At 72.9% G+C, this 16,744-nt stretch carries 16 protein-coding genes; 6 read left to right on the top strand and 10 right to left on the bottom strand.

Annotated elements, in window-relative coordinates; translation table 11 throughout:
- Positions 1–242: 242 nt before the first annotated feature.
- The gene (locus ACFYOV_RS24900) at positions 243–416 is read left to right on the top strand and encodes a hypothetical protein (protein ID WP_107416040.1); all 174 of its coding nucleotides are present in this window, start codon (positions 243–245) and stop codon (positions 414–416) included.
- A gap of 51 nt (positions 417–467) precedes the next feature.
- On the top strand, positions 468–950 hold the full coding sequence (locus tag ACFYOV_RS24895; protein ID WP_389090796.1) for a GNAT family N-acetyltransferase: 483 nt from the start codon (positions 468–470) through the stop codon (positions 948–950).
- Between the two features lie 15 nt (positions 951–965).
- Here the strand turns inward: ACFYOV_RS24895 and ACFYOV_RS24890 are convergent, their stop codons facing one another.
- From ACFYOV_RS24890 to ACFYOV_RS24875, 4 genes are all read right to left on the bottom strand, one after another.
- Entirely contained in the window at positions 966–1,394 is a 429-nt protein-coding gene (locus tag ACFYOV_RS24890; RefSeq protein ID WP_389090794.1) for a VOC family protein, read from the bottom strand.
- A gap of 242 nt (positions 1,395–1,636) precedes the next feature.
- Positions 1,637–2,989 (bottom strand): amidase, encoded by a 1,353-nt coding sequence (locus ACFYOV_RS24885; RefSeq protein ID WP_389090792.1) that lies wholly within the window; start codon positions 2,987–2,989, stop codon positions 1,637–1,639.
- Positions 2,990–3,173: 184 nt separating this feature from the next.
- Positions 3,174–4,232 carry an alpha/beta hydrolase family protein gene (locus ACFYOV_RS24880; RefSeq protein ID WP_389090790.1) on the bottom strand — a complete coding sequence of 353 codons (1,059 nt, stop codon included), beginning with the start codon at positions 4,230–4,232 and terminating at the stop codon, positions 3,174–3,176.
- A gap of 312 nt (positions 4,233–4,544) precedes the next feature.
- A complete protein-coding gene (locus ACFYOV_RS24875) occupies positions 4,545–5,969 on the bottom strand; it encodes a lipase maturation factor family protein (RefSeq protein WP_389090788.1) in 1,425 nt (474 codons plus the stop codon).
- Positions 5,970–6,215: 246 nt separating this feature from the next.
- Between ACFYOV_RS24875 and ACFYOV_RS24870 the strand changes: the two genes are divergently transcribed.
- Both ACFYOV_RS24870 and ACFYOV_RS24865 read left to right on the top strand, forming a co-directional pair.
- Entirely contained in the window at positions 6,216–8,303 is a 2,088-nt protein-coding gene (locus tag ACFYOV_RS24870; protein WP_389090785.1) for a SpoIIE family protein phosphatase, read from the top strand.
- 134 nt (positions 8,304–8,437) lie between these two features.
- Entirely contained in the window at positions 8,438–9,301 is an 864-nt protein-coding gene (locus ACFYOV_RS24865) for an Fpg/Nei family DNA glycosylase (protein WP_389090784.1), read from the top strand.
- Between the two features lie 120 nt (positions 9,302–9,421).
- Here the strand turns inward: ACFYOV_RS24865 and ACFYOV_RS24860 are convergent, their stop codons facing one another.
- From ACFYOV_RS24860 to ACFYOV_RS24850, 3 genes are all read right to left on the bottom strand, one after another.
- A complete protein-coding gene (locus tag ACFYOV_RS24860; RefSeq protein WP_389090782.1) occupies positions 9,422–10,072 on the bottom strand; it encodes a zf-HC2 domain-containing protein in 651 nt (216 codons plus the stop codon).
- Positions 10,073–10,224: 152 nt separating this feature from the next.
- Entirely contained in the window at positions 10,225–10,746 is a 522-nt protein-coding gene (locus tag ACFYOV_RS24855; protein WP_389090780.1) for a hypothetical protein, read from the bottom strand.
- 136 nt (positions 10,747–10,882) lie between these two features.
- Complete coding sequence (locus ACFYOV_RS24850) at positions 10,883–11,431, bottom strand: sigma-70 family RNA polymerase sigma factor (RefSeq protein ID WP_389090777.1); 549 nt, start codon at positions 11,429–11,431, stop codon at positions 10,883–10,885.
- Positions 11,432–11,643: 212 nt separating this feature from the next.
- On the opposite strand from ACFYOV_RS24850, the gene ACFYOV_RS24845 reads away from it, so the two are divergent.
- Positions 11,644–12,798, top strand: a complete 1,155-nt coding sequence (locus ACFYOV_RS24845) for a CapA family protein (RefSeq protein ID WP_389090776.1) — start codon at positions 11,644–11,646, stop codon at positions 12,796–12,798.
- 37 nt (positions 12,799–12,835) lie between these two features.
- On the opposite strand, the gene ACFYOV_RS24840 is transcribed toward ACFYOV_RS24845, so the two are convergent.
- On the bottom strand, positions 12,836–13,258 hold the full coding sequence (locus ACFYOV_RS24840) for a MarR family winged helix-turn-helix transcriptional regulator (RefSeq protein WP_389090858.1): 423 nt from the start codon (positions 13,256–13,258) through the stop codon (positions 12,836–12,838).
- A gap of 180 nt (positions 13,259–13,438) precedes the next feature.
- Between ACFYOV_RS24840 and ACFYOV_RS24835 the strand changes: the two genes are divergently transcribed.
- Positions 13,439–14,254 (top strand): alpha/beta fold hydrolase, encoded by an 816-nt coding sequence (locus tag ACFYOV_RS24835; protein WP_389090773.1) that lies wholly within the window; start codon positions 13,439–13,441, stop codon positions 14,252–14,254.
- A gap of 18 nt (positions 14,255–14,272) precedes the next feature.
- On the opposite strand, the gene ACFYOV_RS24830 is transcribed toward ACFYOV_RS24835, so the two are convergent.
- Together ACFYOV_RS24830 and ACFYOV_RS24825 are read right to left on the bottom strand one after the other, a co-directional pair.
- Positions 14,273–15,685 carry an amino acid permease gene (locus ACFYOV_RS24830; RefSeq protein ID WP_389090771.1) on the bottom strand — a complete coding sequence of 471 codons (1,413 nt, stop codon included), beginning with the start codon at positions 15,683–15,685 and terminating at the stop codon, positions 14,273–14,275.
- A 105-nt stretch (positions 15,686–15,790) separates the two neighbouring features.
- Positions 15,791–16,252 carry a universal stress protein gene (locus ACFYOV_RS24825; RefSeq protein WP_389090770.1) on the bottom strand — a complete coding sequence of 154 codons (462 nt, stop codon included), beginning with the start codon at positions 16,250–16,252 and terminating at the stop codon, positions 15,791–15,793.
- Between the last annotated feature and the right edge of the window lie 492 nt (positions 16,253–16,744).

Raw genomic sequence — 16,744 nt, 5'->3', positions numbered from 1 at the left:
CCATCGAGCGGGGGCCCGCTCATCTGGTTAATCTGAAGCGGACGGACAGCAGAACGGGGTCCTACCCACACCCACGGTCCGTCATGGGACAAGCCGGTTCACAACGTCCTGCTCTCCCGCGAGTTACCGGCGCCACCGCGTCCGAACCGCTTTCGACCCAGTCCCGAGCGGACGTCGGACGCCAGGCGCGGCAGGACCGGCGCAGCACGTCCCTAGGGTGACCGACACATAAGGAGTGCGCGGTGACACCGGAGAAGACGAATCGCGATCAGCGCCCCAAGGAACGCCCGGAGCGCGCGGGCCGCCGGCCCGGGGAGCTCGGCAGCCTAGACGTGTGGGCCCGCTCGGCCCCGATCCGCCTCGCGGGCTACGAGGACGACCTCGCCGAGCCCCACATCCTCCCCAGCGTCGACTGACCCCCCTCCTTTCGTGATCGCCCCCGGCATGGGCGTGCGAGACTCACGCCCATGCCGATCAGAGAAGCGACCGCCGGCGACTGGCCGCACATCTGGCCGTTCTGGCACCGCGTCGTCGCCGCGGGCGAGACGTACACCTGGGACCCGGACACCTCCGAGGAGGACGCCCGGAACCTGTGGATGAACCCCGCGAAACGGGTCTACGTCGTCGAGGACGACGGCGGAGCCGTCGTCGGCTCCGCCTACCTCACCCGCAACTACGGCGGCCCCGCCGCCCGCATCGCCAACGCCGGCTTCATGGTCGACCCCCGCCACGCCGGCCGCGGCATCGGCCGCGCCCTCGCCGAGCACGTCCTCGCCGAAGCCGGGGCCGCCGGCTACCGGGGCATGGTGTTCAACGCGGTGGTCGAGACCAACCCGGCCGTGGACCTCTGGAAGTCCCTCGGCTTCACCGTCCTCGGGACCGTGCCCGAGGCGTACGAACACCCCCGGCACGGCCTCGTCGGGCTGCACATCATGTACCGGTCGCTGTGACCGGCGGCCCCGGACTCAGGGGCGCAGGTAGGGCCGGGTCATGATCTCCATGTTGTGGCCGTCCGGGTCGTCGAAGTAGGCGCCGCGACCGCCGAAGAGATCGTTGACCCGACCGGGCTCATGGTGGCCGGGGTCGGCGTAGTAGGTCACCCCGGCCGCCTCAAGGCGGGCGATCATCGCGTCGAACCGGTCCTCGGGCACGAGGAACGCGTAGTGCTGACCCTGGATCGGCTCGTCCCGCTTCTCGTAGTAGTCGAGGGTCACACCGTTGCCCAGGTCCACGGGAAGGAACGGGCCGAAGGGCGCTCCGACCTCCAGACCCAGGATCGTGGCGAGGAACTCCGCCGAGCTCCGCCGGTCGCTCGCGAAGACGACGGTGTGGTTCAAGTGGGCTGTCGTAGTGGGCAGTTCGACCGCGTGCGGGCGCTGCTGTGCTTCGGACATGGGATACGTCTCCGGGTTCGAGCCTGTTCGGGAAGCCGCGCGCAGGACGGGCGCGGCAGGAGGGAACGCAGAGAGGTGGGCGGGGCGCGGATGCCTCCCCGCACCCGGCCCGGCCGCGGGGGGCACACCCCCGGCGGCCTCACGCGGAGGCCGGGAGCGCCTCACATGTATGGCCCATGGCCGACCCGGCAGTCACCCGGCCGACCCTAGGACCCGGCCGTCGATCACGGCAACCGCGTTTTTCAGCCGCGCCCGTCCAGTGGCGCCGTCCGCCGCCACGGGTGCCGCCGCTCGATCTGCTCGGCCAGGTCCAGCAGCACCGCCTCCGACCCCGGCGGTCCCACCAGCTGCACCGCGCACGGCGCACCGGAGGGCAGCGTGCCGAAGGGGACGGCCATCGCCGGCCAGCCGGTGAGGTTCCACGGCGGCGTCAGCGGGGAGTACGCCGAGTTGACGAGCACATTGCGCAGCCAGCCCCGCTCGTGCCAGGGCGCCGCCTTCGGGGAGCGGCGGGCCAGCGCCGGGGTGAGCAGCACGTCGTACTCCGCGAAGAACGGCTCGAGCCGGTGACGCAGCCGCTCCCGGCCGGTGCCCCCGCGCACGAACCGTTCGCAGCGTCGGCCGATGGCCGCGTGCACCCGGGTGCGCCGGGCCAGCAGCCGCGCGTCGAGCCCCCGGGCGTCCGCAGCCGTGCCCGCAGTCCAGTGGGCCACCGCGGTCAGCCCCAGCGAGGCCGGGTACGGCGGATCGGCCCGCCGCACCTCGTGCCCGGCCTTCATCAGCACCGCCGCCGCCTCCCGCACGGCCGTCGCGTACGGCATGGAGACGGTGACGCCGGCCAGCGGGCTGCGCAGGGAGACGGCGATCCGCCGGGTGCCGGTCCCCGGGCGGCTCACGGACCCGGTGCCGGCCAGCACCGCGAGCATCAGGCGGGCGTCCTCGACGGTCGTGGCGAGCGGGCCGTTCTCCGACATGCCGAACCAGTCGCCCTCGCCGATGCCCGCGGGAACGACCGTACCGCCCGGCTTGACGGCGACGAGACCACAGTTGGCGGCCGGTATGCGCAGGGAGCCCATGCCGTCGTTGCCGAGGGCGATCGGCACCATCCCGGCCGCGACGGCGGCCGCGCTGCCGCCCGAGGAGCCGCCCGCCGTGCGCGTCGGGTCCCACGGGTTGCGGGCGGTGCCGTGGACGCCCTCGGTGGTACCGAAGACACACAGCTCCGGCACGTTCGTCAGCCCCACGACCACCGCACCCGCGGCCCGCAGCCGGGCCACCGTCTCGTGGTCCCGCTCGGCGGGAGTGTCCGGGGTCGCGGCGGAGCCGACGCGCATGCTCTCGCCGCGCACGGCCAGGTTGTCCTTGACCGCCACCGGGACCCCGGCCAGGGGCAGGTCGCCCAGGTCGGGACGCGCGGCCACCTCCTCGGCCTCGCTCAGCGCGGCGACGGCCCGGACCACGCGGAAGGCCCCGATCCGTCCGTCGAGCCGCCCGATCCGTGCGAGGTGCTCGGCGACCACCTCTCGCGGTGTGACCCGCTTCTCCCGGACGGCGGCGGCGATCTCGACGGCGGTCCGGCCGGCCCAACTGGTCAACTTCGGCTCCTCGGGGTGCGGGGACGGGCGGGCGTACTGGCGAGTACGTACGGAGAACTGTGCCTCGTGCGGGGACGCCGCGTCGAGATCGCGTAGCGGGACGCCCGGGAGCGGGGGCGCGGGTCGCGGCCGGGAGCGGGTGGGCCGGTGCCGGCCGCCGGTCGGAGCGGGCGGGCGTGGCGGCTCAGCGCAGGTGCCGGTCGAAGTGGGCCATCGTGACCTCCATGGACTCCCGCCACCGTGACCCGAAGGTGTGGCCCTCGCCTTCGTAGGTGCGCAGCTCGACGTCCTTGCCGGCCGCCCGGAACGCCGCGGCCGCCTCGCGGGACCACCTGAGCGGACAGGTTCCGTCCGCGGTGCCGTGGTGGATCAGGAGAGGCTCGGTCAGCCGGTCGGCGTGGGTCAGCGGGGACAACTGCCGCCAGAACTCCGGGTCGCTGTCGGGCGTGCCGTGGCGGGCCTCGATCTCGGCCACCACCGGGTCGCCGGAGCGCCGCTGGAAGTGGTCGAGGTTCTCCTCGGGGCGCGCGCTGACCGGCGCGTACACCACCGCCGCGTCGAACAGCCCGGGCGCCACCACCAGCGTGTTGTAGACCACCCCGCCGCCCATCGACCGGCCCAGCAGCCCGATGCGGTCGCCGTCGATCTCCGGGCGGCCGGCGGAGCGCAGCGCCATCGCGGCACCGATGACGTCCTCGGTGTAGCCGAGACGGAGGTTCACGTCGTTGTCCGGGTCCTTGTCCGAGCCGGCGTGGTTGCGGTAGTCGACGTGCAGGACGACGTGGCCGTTGCGGGCCAGCAGGTCCTGCTCGCGGGGCATGCCCTGGCCGGTCACGTACACGTCCGGGTCGATGTAGCCGTGCGCGAGCACCAGCGCCGGGAAGGGGCCGTCGCCCTCCGGGACGTTCATCACCCCGGAGATCGTCAGCCCATTGGCCTGGTACGTCACCGCGTACCGCGTGTAGGCGGAGGTGCGGGCGAGTACGGAGCCGAGCCGCAGACCGGACCCGGTGTGCTCGCGCGCGGCGAGGCCGGCGATCGACACCGGGTCGGCCGGGGACGGGGCCGGTGGGGGAGAGGTGCGGGGGCTCTCGGCCCCGGGACGCTCGGTGGCGGGGCGGCTCTCGGCGGTGGACGCGGGAGAGCGCCTCGGCACGGCGCCGTCCTCGCCGCCGGTGCAGTCGGCCGCTGCGAGGGCCAGCAGCAGTCCGGCGGCGGCACCGGCGGTGCCCCTCGGCCGCATGCGGCCATTGTCCCCCGGACGGCCGAAACGGGGAGAAGGACCGCCGACGACCGACATGCGGCCACGACCCGACCCGCCCCCTCCACGGCGCGGACCCCAACGGCGGCCCGGGCGCCACCACCGCCGTCCACGTCCGTCCCCGGCTGCGCGCTCCGCGCTTCCCCGCCCCCGAGACCGGCTTCCGCCCTTCGAACCGATGGTGCTGCGTGCACCCCGGCCGTGGCCACGGCCGGGGTGCACGCCACCGCCCGGAAGCCGGTCCGGGTCTCGGCGACGGACACGCCCAGGTCCGCGCGGGCCCGCCCCACGCGTCTACGACCTGTGAGCGGCCCGGGCCAGCCGGGTCGGCGGCAGGAACTCCCGCACGTACGTCCGATTCCAGCACGCGCCCGTCTCCCGCAGCTCCCGCCAGGTCGTGTACCGGTAGCGGAAGAGTCGGGCCCGGACGTAACGCGGCGGCGCGTCCGGCGGGAAAGGTGAACGACGCAGCAGCTTGAGCGTGTCGCGGTCGTTCTCGAGCAGCCGTTCCACCAGGGCGCCGAACCACGGCCCGGCGTACGCCGGCGACAGCGCGGCGAACCACATGAGCCAGTCGAGCCGCAGGTGGTAGGGGGCGTACTGGCGCGGCCAGCGGCGCGGATCGCCCGGCTTGCCCTTGAACTCGTACTCCCGCCAGTGCGAGTCCTCCCTCGGCACCTCGTCCGCGGTGCCCTCGACCACGACCTCGTAGCGCACCCGGCTGACGCTGCCGAACGCCCCGTAGGTGTTGACCAGGTGGAGGGGGTCGAAGGAGCGGTTCATCACCTGGCGGCGGGAGAGCATGTTGCGGACCGGCCGGTAACCGAGGCCGAACAGCAGCGCGGACACCCCGAGGACGACGACCACGTACCACAGCGGCGCGTCGGGGACGTCCGCCGGCGGCTCGCCCGGGAACCGGACCGCCGACAGGGCCAGCACGATCGTGATCCAGTTCAGCCAGGAGAAGTTGCCCGACAGCACCAGCCACAACTGGGTGACGATCATCAGCAGCGCGCCGGCCGTGGCGATCGGCTGCGGAGTGAACAGCAGGAACGGCACCGCGAGTTGGGTGACGTGATTCGCGGCCGCCTCGACGCGGTGCAGGGGCCGCGGCAGACGGTGGAAGAACCAGCTCAGCGGGCCGGGCATGGGCTGGGTCTCGTGATGGTGGTCCAGACAGGTCAGCCTGCGCCAGCACTCGTCGCCCCGCATCTTGATCAGTCCCGCGCCGAACTCCACCCGGAACAGCACCCACCGCAGCAGGAACAGCACCACGACCGGTGGGCCCACCTCGTCGTTGCCCAGCAGGACCGCGAGGAACCCCACCTCCAGCAGCAGCGACTCCCAGCCGAAGGCGTACCAGGTCTGCCCGACGTTCACGATCGACAGGTACAGCGCCCACGGCACGAGCCACAGCAGCATGCCGCCCCACAGCGGCAGCAGCGAGTCGAGCCCCGCCAGCAGCGCCGCCGACACCGCGCAGCCGGTCCACGCGCAGCCCGCGAAGAACCGGTCCGAGTAGTGGGCGTGGAACAGGCTCGGCGACCGGCGGAAGGGCACGCGCTCCACGAACCGGGGCACCGGCAGCATCCCGCGCTCGCCCATCAGCGCACGGAACTGGAGCGCCGCCGTCAGGAACGCGACCAGGTACAGGGCGGCCAGCGCCCGCTGGAAGACCAGCCGGCTCAGCCAGTAGTCGGATGCGATGAACCATTCCACGGCCGTGCGCTCCCTTCTCCATTGTCGCCGCCCCACCCGCTGACCCGCGCATACCACCTCGCGGATTGTGCAACCCGCGTGAGTGAAGTGGGGTGAAGCCGCGCCCATCCCGGGAATCCCGCCGGCGCGACGCATCCCCGGCGGCCCCACCGGCGTCTTCTTCGCCGAGGGCGCGCTGTGCCGGGCGGTGCACGCGCCCCGGCGCAGCGGTCGTGGAATCGGACGAATCCTGGCAAGGTGGGGCCCATGGCTGATCGGGGAGCGAGCGCCCTGTCACTCCCGGACGACTGGCCGGACCACCCGGACCCGATCCTGGCGCTCAACCGCATGGGCAGCTTCGACTGGGACCTGGACTCCGGCGTGATGCAGATGGACGCCCAGGCCCGCGAGATCTTCGACGTGCGCCCCGACGAGTACGACGACCGCCCCGAGACCCTGGCCAAGAGGGTCCCGTCCGGTGAGGCCCTGCGGCTGGACGCCGCCGTCTCCCACGCCCTGAAGGACGGCAGCGAGAACTACGGCGCCTACTTCCGGGTCCGCCGCCGCGACGGCACCCTGCGCTGGACACACACCCAGGGCTACATCCGCCGCGACGACACCGGCAGGCCCCGCCGGATCATCGGCATCGTCCGCGACGCCACCGAGGAGCTCAGCGAGAGCGAGGCGCGGCGCGAGCAGGCCGCCGAGGAGGACGCCCGCCGCAAGCAGACCAACATCGTCCAGCTGACCACGGCCGCCCTCGCCCACGCCCGCACCGTGCAGGACGTCATCGACGCCCTCAAGGACACCCACGGCCTCACCCACCTGGGCGCCACCAGCCTCGTGATGGGCCTGGTCGAGGCGGGGCGGATCCGGCTGATCGCCGAGGGACCGGCCGGCAGCTTCGTGCCCGGCACCCGCGTCACCCGGATAGACGAGCCGTACCCTATGAGCGAGGCGGTACGGACCCTCAGCCCGTGCTTCATCGAGTCGCCGGAGGAGTTCGCCGAGCGCTACCCGCTGCTGTGGCCGCACATCACCGGCCTGGACATCACCTCCGCGGCCTATCTGCCGCTCATCGTCCAGGCCCGCCCGATCGGCGCCATGGGCCTGCTCTACAGCGACCGGCGCGGTTTCACCCCCGAGGAGCGCAACATCCTCGTCGCCCTCGGCAGCAGCATCGCCCAGAGCCTGCAGCGCGCCATGTTCTACGAGCAGGAGATGGACCTCGCCCAGGGGCTCCAGCAGGCCATGCTGCCGCGCACCATCCCCAGCGTGCCCGGCGCCGACGTCGCCGTCCGCTACCGCGCGGCCGCCATCGGCGGCACCGTCGGCCGGGACATCGGCGGCGACTGGTACGACCTGATCCCGCTGCCCGGCAACCGGGTCGGGGCCGTCATCGGCGACGTTCAGGGCCACGACACGCACGCCGCCGCCGTCATGGGCCAGTTGCGCATCGTGCTGCGCGCCTACGCCGCCGAGGGACATCCGCCGGCCACGGTCATGGCCCGGGCCTCCGTCTTCCTGCACGAGCTGGACACCGACCGCTCGGCGACCTGCCTGTACGCGGAGGCCGACCTGTCCACCGGTGTGCTCCAGATGGTGCGGGCCGGCCACATCGACCCGCTGGTGCGGCGCACCGACGGCACCTGCCGGCGCGTGTGCGTGCCCGGTGGCCTGCCGCTCGGTCTGTCCGCCGAGTTCGGGCAGCTCGACTACCCGGTCGGCACCATGGAGCTCGACCCCGGCGACACCCTGCTGCTGTGCACCGACGGTCTGGTCGAGCGGCCCGGGGCCGACCTCGACGACGGCATGGAGACGCTCTCCGCGCTGGTCGCCGCGGGCCCGGACGACGTACGGGAACTCGCCGACCGGCTCATCGTCGTCGCCGAGGAGCGCGGCGGCGACGACGACGTGGCACTGCTCCTGCTGCGACGCCGGGAACTGGACAGCCCTCGCGCGGGCGGACGGCTCCAGCAGCACGTGGCCCCCGGTGATCCCGAGGCGCTCTCCGGGGCACGGCGCATGATCCGCGCCGCCGTCGGCGCCTGGGGCGCCCGGGACCGCGCCGACGAGGTGGAGCTGGCCGCCGACGAGCTGGTCACCAACGCCCTGATGCACACCGAGGGCGCCGCGGTCGTCACCCTCAGGGCCCTCACCGGCAGCGACCGGCGGCTGCGCGTGGAGGTCGAGGACTCCTCCAGCGCCCTGCCCCGGCGCCGTGAGGCGGGGGACTCGGGAGTCTCCGGCCGGGGACTGCTCCTGGTCGAGGCCCTGTCGGACGTCTGGGGTGTGGAGGCGCGCGGCGGCGGCAAGTGCGTGTGGTGCGAGTTCGTGGTGGCGAGGCCGTCGTGAGCGGGTGCGGCGGGCGCGGACCTCAGCGTGTTGTGCGGCGGATGCGGACCTGAGCCTGTGCGGCGGATGCGGACTTGAGCCTGTGCGGCGGATGCGGACCTGAACACCGCGCCCCCGGGTGGCACTCTGGACGTATGCCGGAACTGCCCGAGGTCGAGGCGCTCAAGGACTTCCTGACCGAGCACCTCGTCGGCCGTGAGATCGTCCGTGTGCTGCCCGTGGCGATCAGCGTCCTGAAGACCTACGACCCGCCCCTCACGGCCGTCGAGGGCCACGAGGTCACCGCCGTGCACCGGTACGGCAAGTTCCTCGCCCTGGAGACCGGCGGCGGCCCGTACCTGGTCACCCACCTGGCCCGGGCGGGCTGGCTGCACTGGAGGGACCGCCTGCCCAGCGGCCCGCCCCGCCCCGGCAAGGGCCCCCTCGCGCTGCGCGTCGCCCTCGAGACCGGCGCGGGTTTCGACCTCACGGAGGCCGGCACGCAGAAGCGTCTCGCGGTACACGTCGTGGCGGACCCCCACGAGGTCCCCGGCGTGGCCCGGCTGGGTCCGGATCCGCTGGCGGAGGACTTCGACGAGCGGCGCTTCGCGGAGCTGCTGTCCGGTGAACGCCGGCAGCTGAAGGGTGCCCTGCGGGACCAGAGCCTGATCGCGGGCGTCGGGAACGCCTACAGCGACGAGATCCTGCACGCCGCCAGGATGTCCCCGTTCAAACTGGCCGCGTCGCTCAGCGAGGACGAGACCGCGCGCCTGTACGCGGCCCTGCGCGGCACGCTCACGGAGGCGGTGGAACGCTCGCGGGGGCTGGCCGCCGGCCGGCTGAAGTCCGAGAAGAAGAGCAGCCTGAGAGTCCACGGCCGCACGGGGGAGCCGTGCCCCGTGTGCGGGGACACGGTCCGCGAGGTCTCCTTCAGCGACTCCTCGCTCCAGTACTGCCCGAGCTGCCAGACCGGCGGCAAACCCCTGGCCGACCGCAGGCTCTCCCGCCTCCTCAAGTGAGCGCCCGGCTCCGGTGGGCTTCACTCCCTCGCGCGGGTTCGCCGGACGGGGCTCCGCACGCCGGGGGCGGCGGGTCGAGGGGAGTGCGTGCTGCCGACGGCCCGCCGGAGGGACTCCGGGTCAGCGCGGGGTCAGCGTGACCAGGTGTTCGCCGTCCGCCGTGCGGACCTCGTAGCGGGCGATGTCCTCCGGGTGCATCGCCGAGCCGCCGTTCATCGTGTTGGGGCGGGCGTCGTGGTGGGGCACGGTCCAGCTGGTCACGGTCTCCTCGGAGCCGTCCCGGCCGACCACCACCAGGTGGCAGGCGCGCGGCCCCGCACCGTCCTTGACCTTGAGCTCCACCTCGCTGCCCCAGACCGCGCCCTCCGTCGTGACCTGCGCCCACACCCCGGACCGCTCGTCGGTCGCCGCGAGGCTCACCGCCTCCGGGCCGCCCTCGGTCACCATCGCGATGGCCGGCGCGGCCACCGCGAACACCACCGACGCGGCCAGAGCGAGCAGCAGCCGGCGGCGTCCGGCCCGCCGGCGGGCGGCCATCTCCGACAGCAGCCCGTCCAGCATCCTCGGACCCGGCTTGGCCAGCGGGTGCGTCAGGGGCGGTGTGGAGCGCCGGTAGAGCATCAACTGCCGCGCCGTCGGGCCGAATTCGGTCACCTGGGCAGCGCAGCTGGGGCACTCCATGAGGTGGTCCTCGAAGCGGAACGCCTCCGCCTCGTCCAGCACACCGAGCGCGTAGGCGCCGACGTCGCGATGCCTCTCCAGGGACCTCATGCCGAATCCTCGTGCCGTTGGGTGCGGGTGGGGTTACTCCTTGCTCCCACCGGTACGCACCAGACCGCCGAATCACTCAAGCCACGCACAGAATCGCAACCCCGGGATTCGGAGCCGCGCGGCCCGCGGATTGGTCGGATGTCCCGCGGATTCTAAAAAAGATGGATGGCGAGATGGCCGAGCGGCAGCCCGAGCTGCCAGGCCGGCGTCCACACCTTCGGTCCCTCGTCCTCACCGGCCACCGCGCCGCCGCCCGGCACCGCGTTGAGGTCGGGCGCGAGCAGCTCCGTCTCCTGGAGCCAGCGCCACGCCGCGCGGGCCAGCTCCAGGTCCGGGTCCGGCGCGGTCCGGCCGGACGCGGCGGCGTCCGCGGTCAGGCCGGCCAGGCGCTCCTCGATCCACTCCTGCCACGGCTGGTCGTACGCGGTCAGCGACAGCCAGGTCTCCAGCTGGGTGACCACCCGGATGCCGGAGAGCTCGCCGTCGGTGTCCGACAGGAAGACGGTGAGCGCCAGCGCGTCCCGCCCGGCGCGGAACTCGAAGGACGTCGGCGGCATCAGATCGCCGCTGCGCAGCAGTTCGTCGGCGATGTATTCGGCGTACAACCAGGCCATGGGGACGGTCAGTTCATTGCCGCCGGAACCGTCCGTGCTCTCTCGACCTCTGTCCAGCATCCCTTCCTGCCTTCCTCCGGTGCGTGCGCGTCGCCCGAACCCGGGCCCCCGGTCCGGAACACGGATGAGGACAGCCGATTACTCAACCGGGGTCGTCGGCAAGGCGCTTTACGGAGGTTTGACTCGACCGGCGGTTTCAGCGCAGGTCGGCGGCGTATCCCGGAAGCACCCGGCGCAGGGCGCGCAGCGCGTAGTACGCGCGGGACTTCACGGTACCGGGCGGGATGCCGAGGGCCTGCGCGGCTTCCGCCACACTCGCCCCCTGGAAGTACACGAGCACCAGGACGTCACGGTGCTCGGGAGTGAGTGTCTTCACAGCCTTGCGGACGTCGAGCATGGCGGCGGCCCGTTCGGCATGGTCGGAGATCACCCGTGCGTTCTCCAGCACGGTGTCGTCGCCGACCTCGGCCGGCCGGGCCTGGCGGGCCCGCCGCGCGTCGATGGCGAGCCGCCGGGCCACGGTGAGCAGCCACGGGCGCACGGAGTCGAAGTCGTCGGCGCGCAGGGCCTCGGGGTGCTGCCAGGCACGCACCAGCGTCTCCTGGACCAGGTCCTCCGCGCGCTGCCGGTCCCCGTCGCAGAGCCGGAGCAGCAGCGCGAAGAGGGGCCGGCCGTGCTCGCGCTGGAGTGCGGCGAGCTCGTGCTCGGCGGATGTCGCGTTCGTGAGTGTGGTTCCGGCCGTCATGGCGGTTATGGCAGCGCACACGGACCCGCGGGGACAGGGCGCGCACAGGGGCGTGCGACGGACGGTCGATCGCGTCGACGAACGGTTCGACGAACGGTCGGGGCGGTCGTTCCCGCACGCCGGACGGCCTAATGGGCGTGTCGGAGCACCATGGTCCCGCATCCCACTTCTTACCTGTTTGTCAGTAAATACGACTACAGCGGGGTGAAGTGATGATCACACGCAGTCGACAGGTGGCCCTGGTCCTGACCGTCGTCCTCGCCGCGGGCGCCGCCTGCCAGGCCCGGGACCACCGGTCACCGCAGACCGGCCGACCCGCTCCCTCGGCCCCCGCCGCCCGCGGCTTCACACTGGTCGCCTCCGGGGACGTGCTGCCGCACGCCTCGGTCGTCGACCGGGCCGCCTTCGACGCCGGCGGCCGGGGCCACGACTTCCGGCCGATGCTGTCCGGCATCCGCTCCGTCGTCTCCCGCGCGGACGTGGCCCTGTGCCACATGGAGACCGTGTACGGCACCGCCGGCGACCACTCCGGCCACCCCACCCTCACGTCCCCGCCCGAAGTGGCCGAGGCCCTCGCGGCCACCGGCTACGACGGCTGCTCCACCGCCTCCGACCACACCCTCGACGACGGAGCCGACGGTGTCCGCCGCACCCTGGACGCCCTCGACCGGGCGGGCGTGCGGCACGCCGGCTCGGCGCGCACCGAGCAGGAGGCCCGCGCCGTGACCCTGCTTCCCGCCGGCCCGGCGAAGGTCGCCCACCTCGCCTACACCCACGGCACCGACGACCTGCCGTTCCCGCCCGGGCAGCCGTGGGCGGTCGACCTCATCGACGAGGGGAGGATCGTCGCCGACGCACGGGCCGCCCGGAGGGCCGGTGCCGACGTGGTGGTGGTCTCCCTGCACTGGGGCACCGCGTGGCAGGACGCCCCCGACGAGCAGCAGACCACCCTGGCCCGCTCGCTCACCGCCGCCACCAGCGGCGGACGCCCCGACATCGACCTGATCCTCGGCACCCACGCTCATGTGCCCCAGGCGTACGAGAAGGTCAACGGCACCTGGGTGGTCTACGGGATGGGCGACCAGATCGCCGGCGCCATGACCAGCCACGACGGCGTGCCGGACCCGCGCGGCAACCAGTCCACGCTCGGCCGCTTCACCTTCACCCCGCCCGCGCGGTCGGGCGGACGCTGGGAGGTGACCCGTGCGGAGTTCGTCCCCCAGTTCTACGACGTGGACGCCGGGCGCGTGGTCGACCTCAACCGGGCGCTGGCCCGGGGTGCGGAGGTCGGGGCCGTGCGCGACCGCATCCGGGACGTGGTGCTGAGCAGGGGCGCGGCGAAGGACGGCCTGGTCATGGGCCAGTAGGCCCGGTCTACCGGGGCGGAGGCGGTTCGCGTGCGGGTCAGTTCACGTCCACGTGGTCGAACAGCCTCAGCATCTCGGTGAGCACCCGTACGCAGGACCGCACGTCCGCGTCGGTGAGGTCGCCCCCGACGCCGCGCAGGACCGCGTGCTCCCGGGCGACCACCGACTCGATCGCCGCCCCGCCCCGCTCGGTCAGCCGGATCAATGACGACCTCTGGTGCGCGGGGTTGGGAATGCTCTCCACCAGGCCCCGTGCCGCGGCGTCGTTGACCATGCGCTGCACGAACTGACGGCTGATCGCCTGGGCACGGCCCATCTGCGGCACGGTCATCGGCCCGTGCTTGTGCAGCAGGTCCATGACCGCGCGTACGCCCACGGACAGTCCCTCGACGGCCTCGCCCTGCTCGACCTTGCGCTGCACGCGTCGGTAGAGCGGGCCGACCAGGTCGAACACCTCCATCAGCCGGGGACCGAGTGCGTCGGGAGCAAGGGGTGTACCGGTGTCCTCGCCGGTGTCCTGGTCGCTGTCGTTCCCGCTGCCGTGTCTGGTGTCGTTCCTGGTGTCGTTCCCGGTGTCGTCCACCCGCCCATCATGACACCTCGGTTGCCAAATGGACCCGAAGATGACACCTTGGTTGTCATGAGTATCGCTTCCGAGCTGTGCCACTTCACCTCTTCCGACGGCGACCTCGCCTACCGCGACAGCGGCTCCGGCGACCTGGTGGTCCTGCTGCACTCCGGATTCGTCGACCACCGTCTCTTCGACGACCAGATACCGGCGCTCGCCGCCCACTACCGCGTCGTCGCCCCCGACGTGCGCGGCCACGGGTTCTCCGCCAACGCCACGGCCCCCTTCCGCTGGGCCGAGGACCTCGCCGCCCTGCTGCGGCACCTCGACGCCGGGCCCGCGGTCCTGGTCGGCGTCTCCATGGGCGGCGCCATCGCCACCGACACGGTGCTCGAACACCCGGACCTGGTCCGCGCGGTGGTCGTGTGCGGGGCGGCGACCAGCGAGTTCGAGTACGACGACGCCTGGTACCGGGAGATCCGGGCCGAGTACGCGCGCACCCTGGGCTCCGGCGACCTCGAGGGCTGGCTGAACGCGTTCCTGCGGGTGGTGGCGGGACCGCACCGGTCCCTGGACGACATCGACCCGCAGATCCCTCACCGCCTGCGCGAGATGGCGTTGCACACCATGTCCAAGCACGCCCCCGGGGAGAAGGACTGGCACGTGCCGCTCACCGGCACCTGGGACCGCGTCCCGCAGATCGACGTGCCGCTCCTCGCCGTCAACGGCTCACTCGAGCCCGACGACCTGACCGGCGCCGTGCGGCGCCTCGTCGCCGGCGTGCGCGACGGCCGCTCGGTGACCATGGCGGGAGCCGGGCACTACACCAACCTGGAGCAGCCCGAGGTCTTCAACGAGATCCTGCTCGACTTCCTCCGCGGCCTGTGAGGCGCTCCCGCCCGCTTCCTAACGCCCCGCCAGTTCCGAGTGCCGGTAGGAGTAGGCGAAGTAGACCACCAGCCCGAGGGCGAACCACACCGCGAACCGCGCCCAGGTCTGCCACTGAAGGAAGGTGATCAGCCAGATCGAGAAGACCACGCCCACCGCCGGCACCACCGGCATCCACGGCGTGCGGAAGGTGCGCGGCAGCTCCGGCTGTCGGTAGCGCAGCACGATCACCGCCGCGCACACCACCACGAAGGCCAGCAGGATCCCGATGTTGGTGAGTTCGGCCGCCTCACCGATCGGCAGGAACCCGGCGATGGCGGCCGACGCCACTCCGACGATCCAGGTGACGCGGGTGGGCACGTGCCGCGTCGGGTGGGTCCTGGCGAACCAGCGGGGCAACAGGCCGTCCCGCGACATGCTGAACCAGACGCGCGTCACACCCAGCATGAACGTGAACATGACGGTCAGGATGCCGATGATGGCGCCCACCGCGATGACGTCGGCGAGACCGCCCAGGCCCACCGACTTGAACGCCGTCGAGAAACCGCTCTCCGGGTCGATGTCCGTGTAGTTCTGCATGCCCGTCAGTACCAGGCACGCCGCCACGTACAGCACCATCGAGATCACCAGCGAGTAGATGATCGCCTTCGGCATGTGCCGCTGGGCGTCCCTGGACTCCTCGGCCGCCGTCGACATGGCGTCGTAGCCGAACACCGCGAAGAACACCGTCGCCGCACCGGTGAACGCCCCGCCGATCCCGTACGGGAAGAACGGGTTGTAGTTCGCGGTCTCGATGTGGAACACGCCGACCGCGATCACCAGCAGCACGACCAGGACCTTCAGCACCACCACCGCCGTCTCGAAGCGGGCGGCGTTCCTGATACCGAGGTTCAGCAGGAAGGCGATGAGCAGGCACAGCAGCGCCGCGAACAGGTCGACGCGATGACCGTCGCCCGTACCGGGCGCCCCCAGCATCCAGTTCGGCAGGTCCGCGCCCATCTCATTGACCAGGAAGCTGAAGTAGCCGGAGATGCCGATCGCGACCACCGCGACGATCGCCGTGTACTCCAGCAGCAGGTCCCAGCCGATGAACCAGCCCGCGAGCTCGCCGAGCACCGCGTAGCCGTAGGTGTACGCCGACCCGGCCTTCGGGATGAGGCCCGCGAACTCCGCGTACGACAGCGCCGCCGCGGCGCTGGCGACGCCGGCGATGAGGAAGGAGACCAGCACCGCGGGCCCCGCCGTGCCGTTGGCGACCGTGCCCGCGAGCGTGAAGATGCCCGCGCCGATGATGCCGCCCACTCCGATGGCGGTGAGCTGCCACAGGCCGAGGGTGCGCTCCAGCCGCGTTCCCTCGCCGACCTCCGTCTCCTCGATGTGTTCGATGGGTTTGCGGCGGAGAACGCCCTCACCCGTGCGGAGAGCGGCCATGTGTCCCACCTCTTCGCGATCGGCGAACGGCTGACGGCGGATCATGATGCCCAAGGCAGGGTCCCGACGGAAGGCGCCACGCACGGGCGTGGGCGCATGCGCGCGTCAGGGCACCACGGTCACCGGCCAGCGTCCGGCCTTCACCAGCCGGACCGCCACGGATCCCACGATCCGGTGGCCCGCCTGCTCGGAGGCGCCCACCACCACCGCGTCCGCCTCGAGGTCGTCCGCGGCCCTCACCAGGCCGCTGTACGGATCACCGCGGAACGTGTGGAACTCCCAGCGGACGTCGAACGTCCCCCTGACTCGCTCGGCCGCCTCCCTGATGTACGCCACCAGGTCCTCGGCGATCTCGCCGGTCGCCTCGGCCACCGGTGCCCCGAGCGCGGCGCTCGCCGTCATCACCGGCTGCACGTACACCACGGCGAGCACGGCGCCCTGGCGGCGGGCCAGGCCCGCGGCGTAGGCCGCCGCGCGCAGCGACGAGTCGGAGCCGTCCACTCCGGCCACGATCACCTTGGGCCCGTCCGTGCCGCGTTCGAACCGTTGGGAGTGCTGTTCCGTCACGGCAGCGAGGCTATCGGACGGTCCCGCGCCCCACCTCGGGCGACCGGCCGCGCCGCCGGACGTCCGGGCGCGCGCCGGACAGCGGTGGCCGGCCGCCCGACGGGCGAGCCTGCACAGGTGTTCGTACAGTCGTAGGCATGAGTGCCACCGCGCGGGCCCGGCGGGCCGACGACCCGCGGGTCCGGTACGCGGCGGTCCTGCCGCGCCGAGCCGCGCCGGACCCGGGCACTCCACGGCCCCCTGGGCCGCGCCGGACCCGGGCACTCCACGGCCCCCTGGGCCACGCCGGACCCGGGCACTCCACGGCCCCTGCGGGTCACGGGACCGGTCGTTCCCGCCGTCGTCGTTCCCCGCCTCACCGAGACCTTCGTCTCCGCCGTCCCGGACTAACTCCGGGGGAACGGGCACCCGGTGGGCGGACGGGCGGCCCGCCACCGCAGGAGGGCCGCCCGTCCACGGCGGCGCCCGGTCCCGCCGGAGGGGACGGGACCG

This window comes from Streptomyces sp. NPDC005931, assembly GCF_042871235.1.
Lineage (GTDB): Bacteria > Actinomycetota > Actinomycetes > Streptomycetales > Streptomycetaceae > Streptomyces.
The sequence above is the reverse complement of the archived record's forward strand: the minus strand, read 5'-3'. Positions and strand labels throughout refer to the sequence as shown.

Coding starts and splice junctions, on each gene's coding strand:
- ACFYOV_RS24895 (WP_389090796.1), top strand. CDS start 468: ATGCCGATCAGAGAAGCGACCGCCGGCGACTGGCCGCACATCTGGCCG.
- ACFYOV_RS24890 (WP_389090794.1), bottom strand. CDS start 1,394: ATGTCCGAAGCACAGCAGCGCCCGCACGCGGTCGAACTGCCCACTACG.
- ACFYOV_RS24880 (WP_389090790.1), bottom strand. CDS start 4,232: ATGCGGCCGAGGGGCACCGCCGGTGCCGCCGCCGGACTGCTGCTGGCC.
- ACFYOV_RS24870 (WP_389090785.1), top strand. CDS start 6,216: ATGGCTGATCGGGGAGCGAGCGCCCTGTCACTCCCGGACGACTGGCCG.
- ACFYOV_RS24865 (WP_389090784.1), top strand. CDS start 8,438: ATGCCGGAACTGCCCGAGGTCGAGGCGCTCAAGGACTTCCTGACCGAG.
- ACFYOV_RS24860 (WP_389090782.1), bottom strand. CDS start 10,072: ATGAGGTCCCTGGAGAGGCATCGCGACGTCGGCGCCTACGCGCTCGGT.
- ACFYOV_RS24855 (WP_389090780.1), bottom strand. CDS start 10,746: ATGCTGGACAGAGGTCGAGAGAGCACGGACGGTTCCGGCGGCAATGAA.
- ACFYOV_RS24850 (WP_389090777.1), bottom strand. CDS start 11,431: ATGACGGCCGGAACCACACTCACGAACGCGACATCCGCCGAGCACGAG.
- ACFYOV_RS24845 (WP_389090776.1), top strand. CDS start 11,644: ATGATCACACGCAGTCGACAGGTGGCCCTGGTCCTGACCGTCGTCCTC.
- ACFYOV_RS24840 (WP_389090858.1), bottom strand. CDS start 13,258: ATGGAGGTGTTCGACCTGGTCGGCCCGCTCTACCGACGCGTGCAGCGC.
- ACFYOV_RS24835 (WP_389090773.1), top strand. CDS start 13,439: ATGAGTATCGCTTCCGAGCTGTGCCACTTCACCTCTTCCGACGGCGAC.
- ACFYOV_RS24830 (WP_389090771.1), bottom strand. CDS start 15,685: ATGGCCGCTCTCCGCACGGGTGAGGGCGTTCTCCGCCGCAAACCCATC.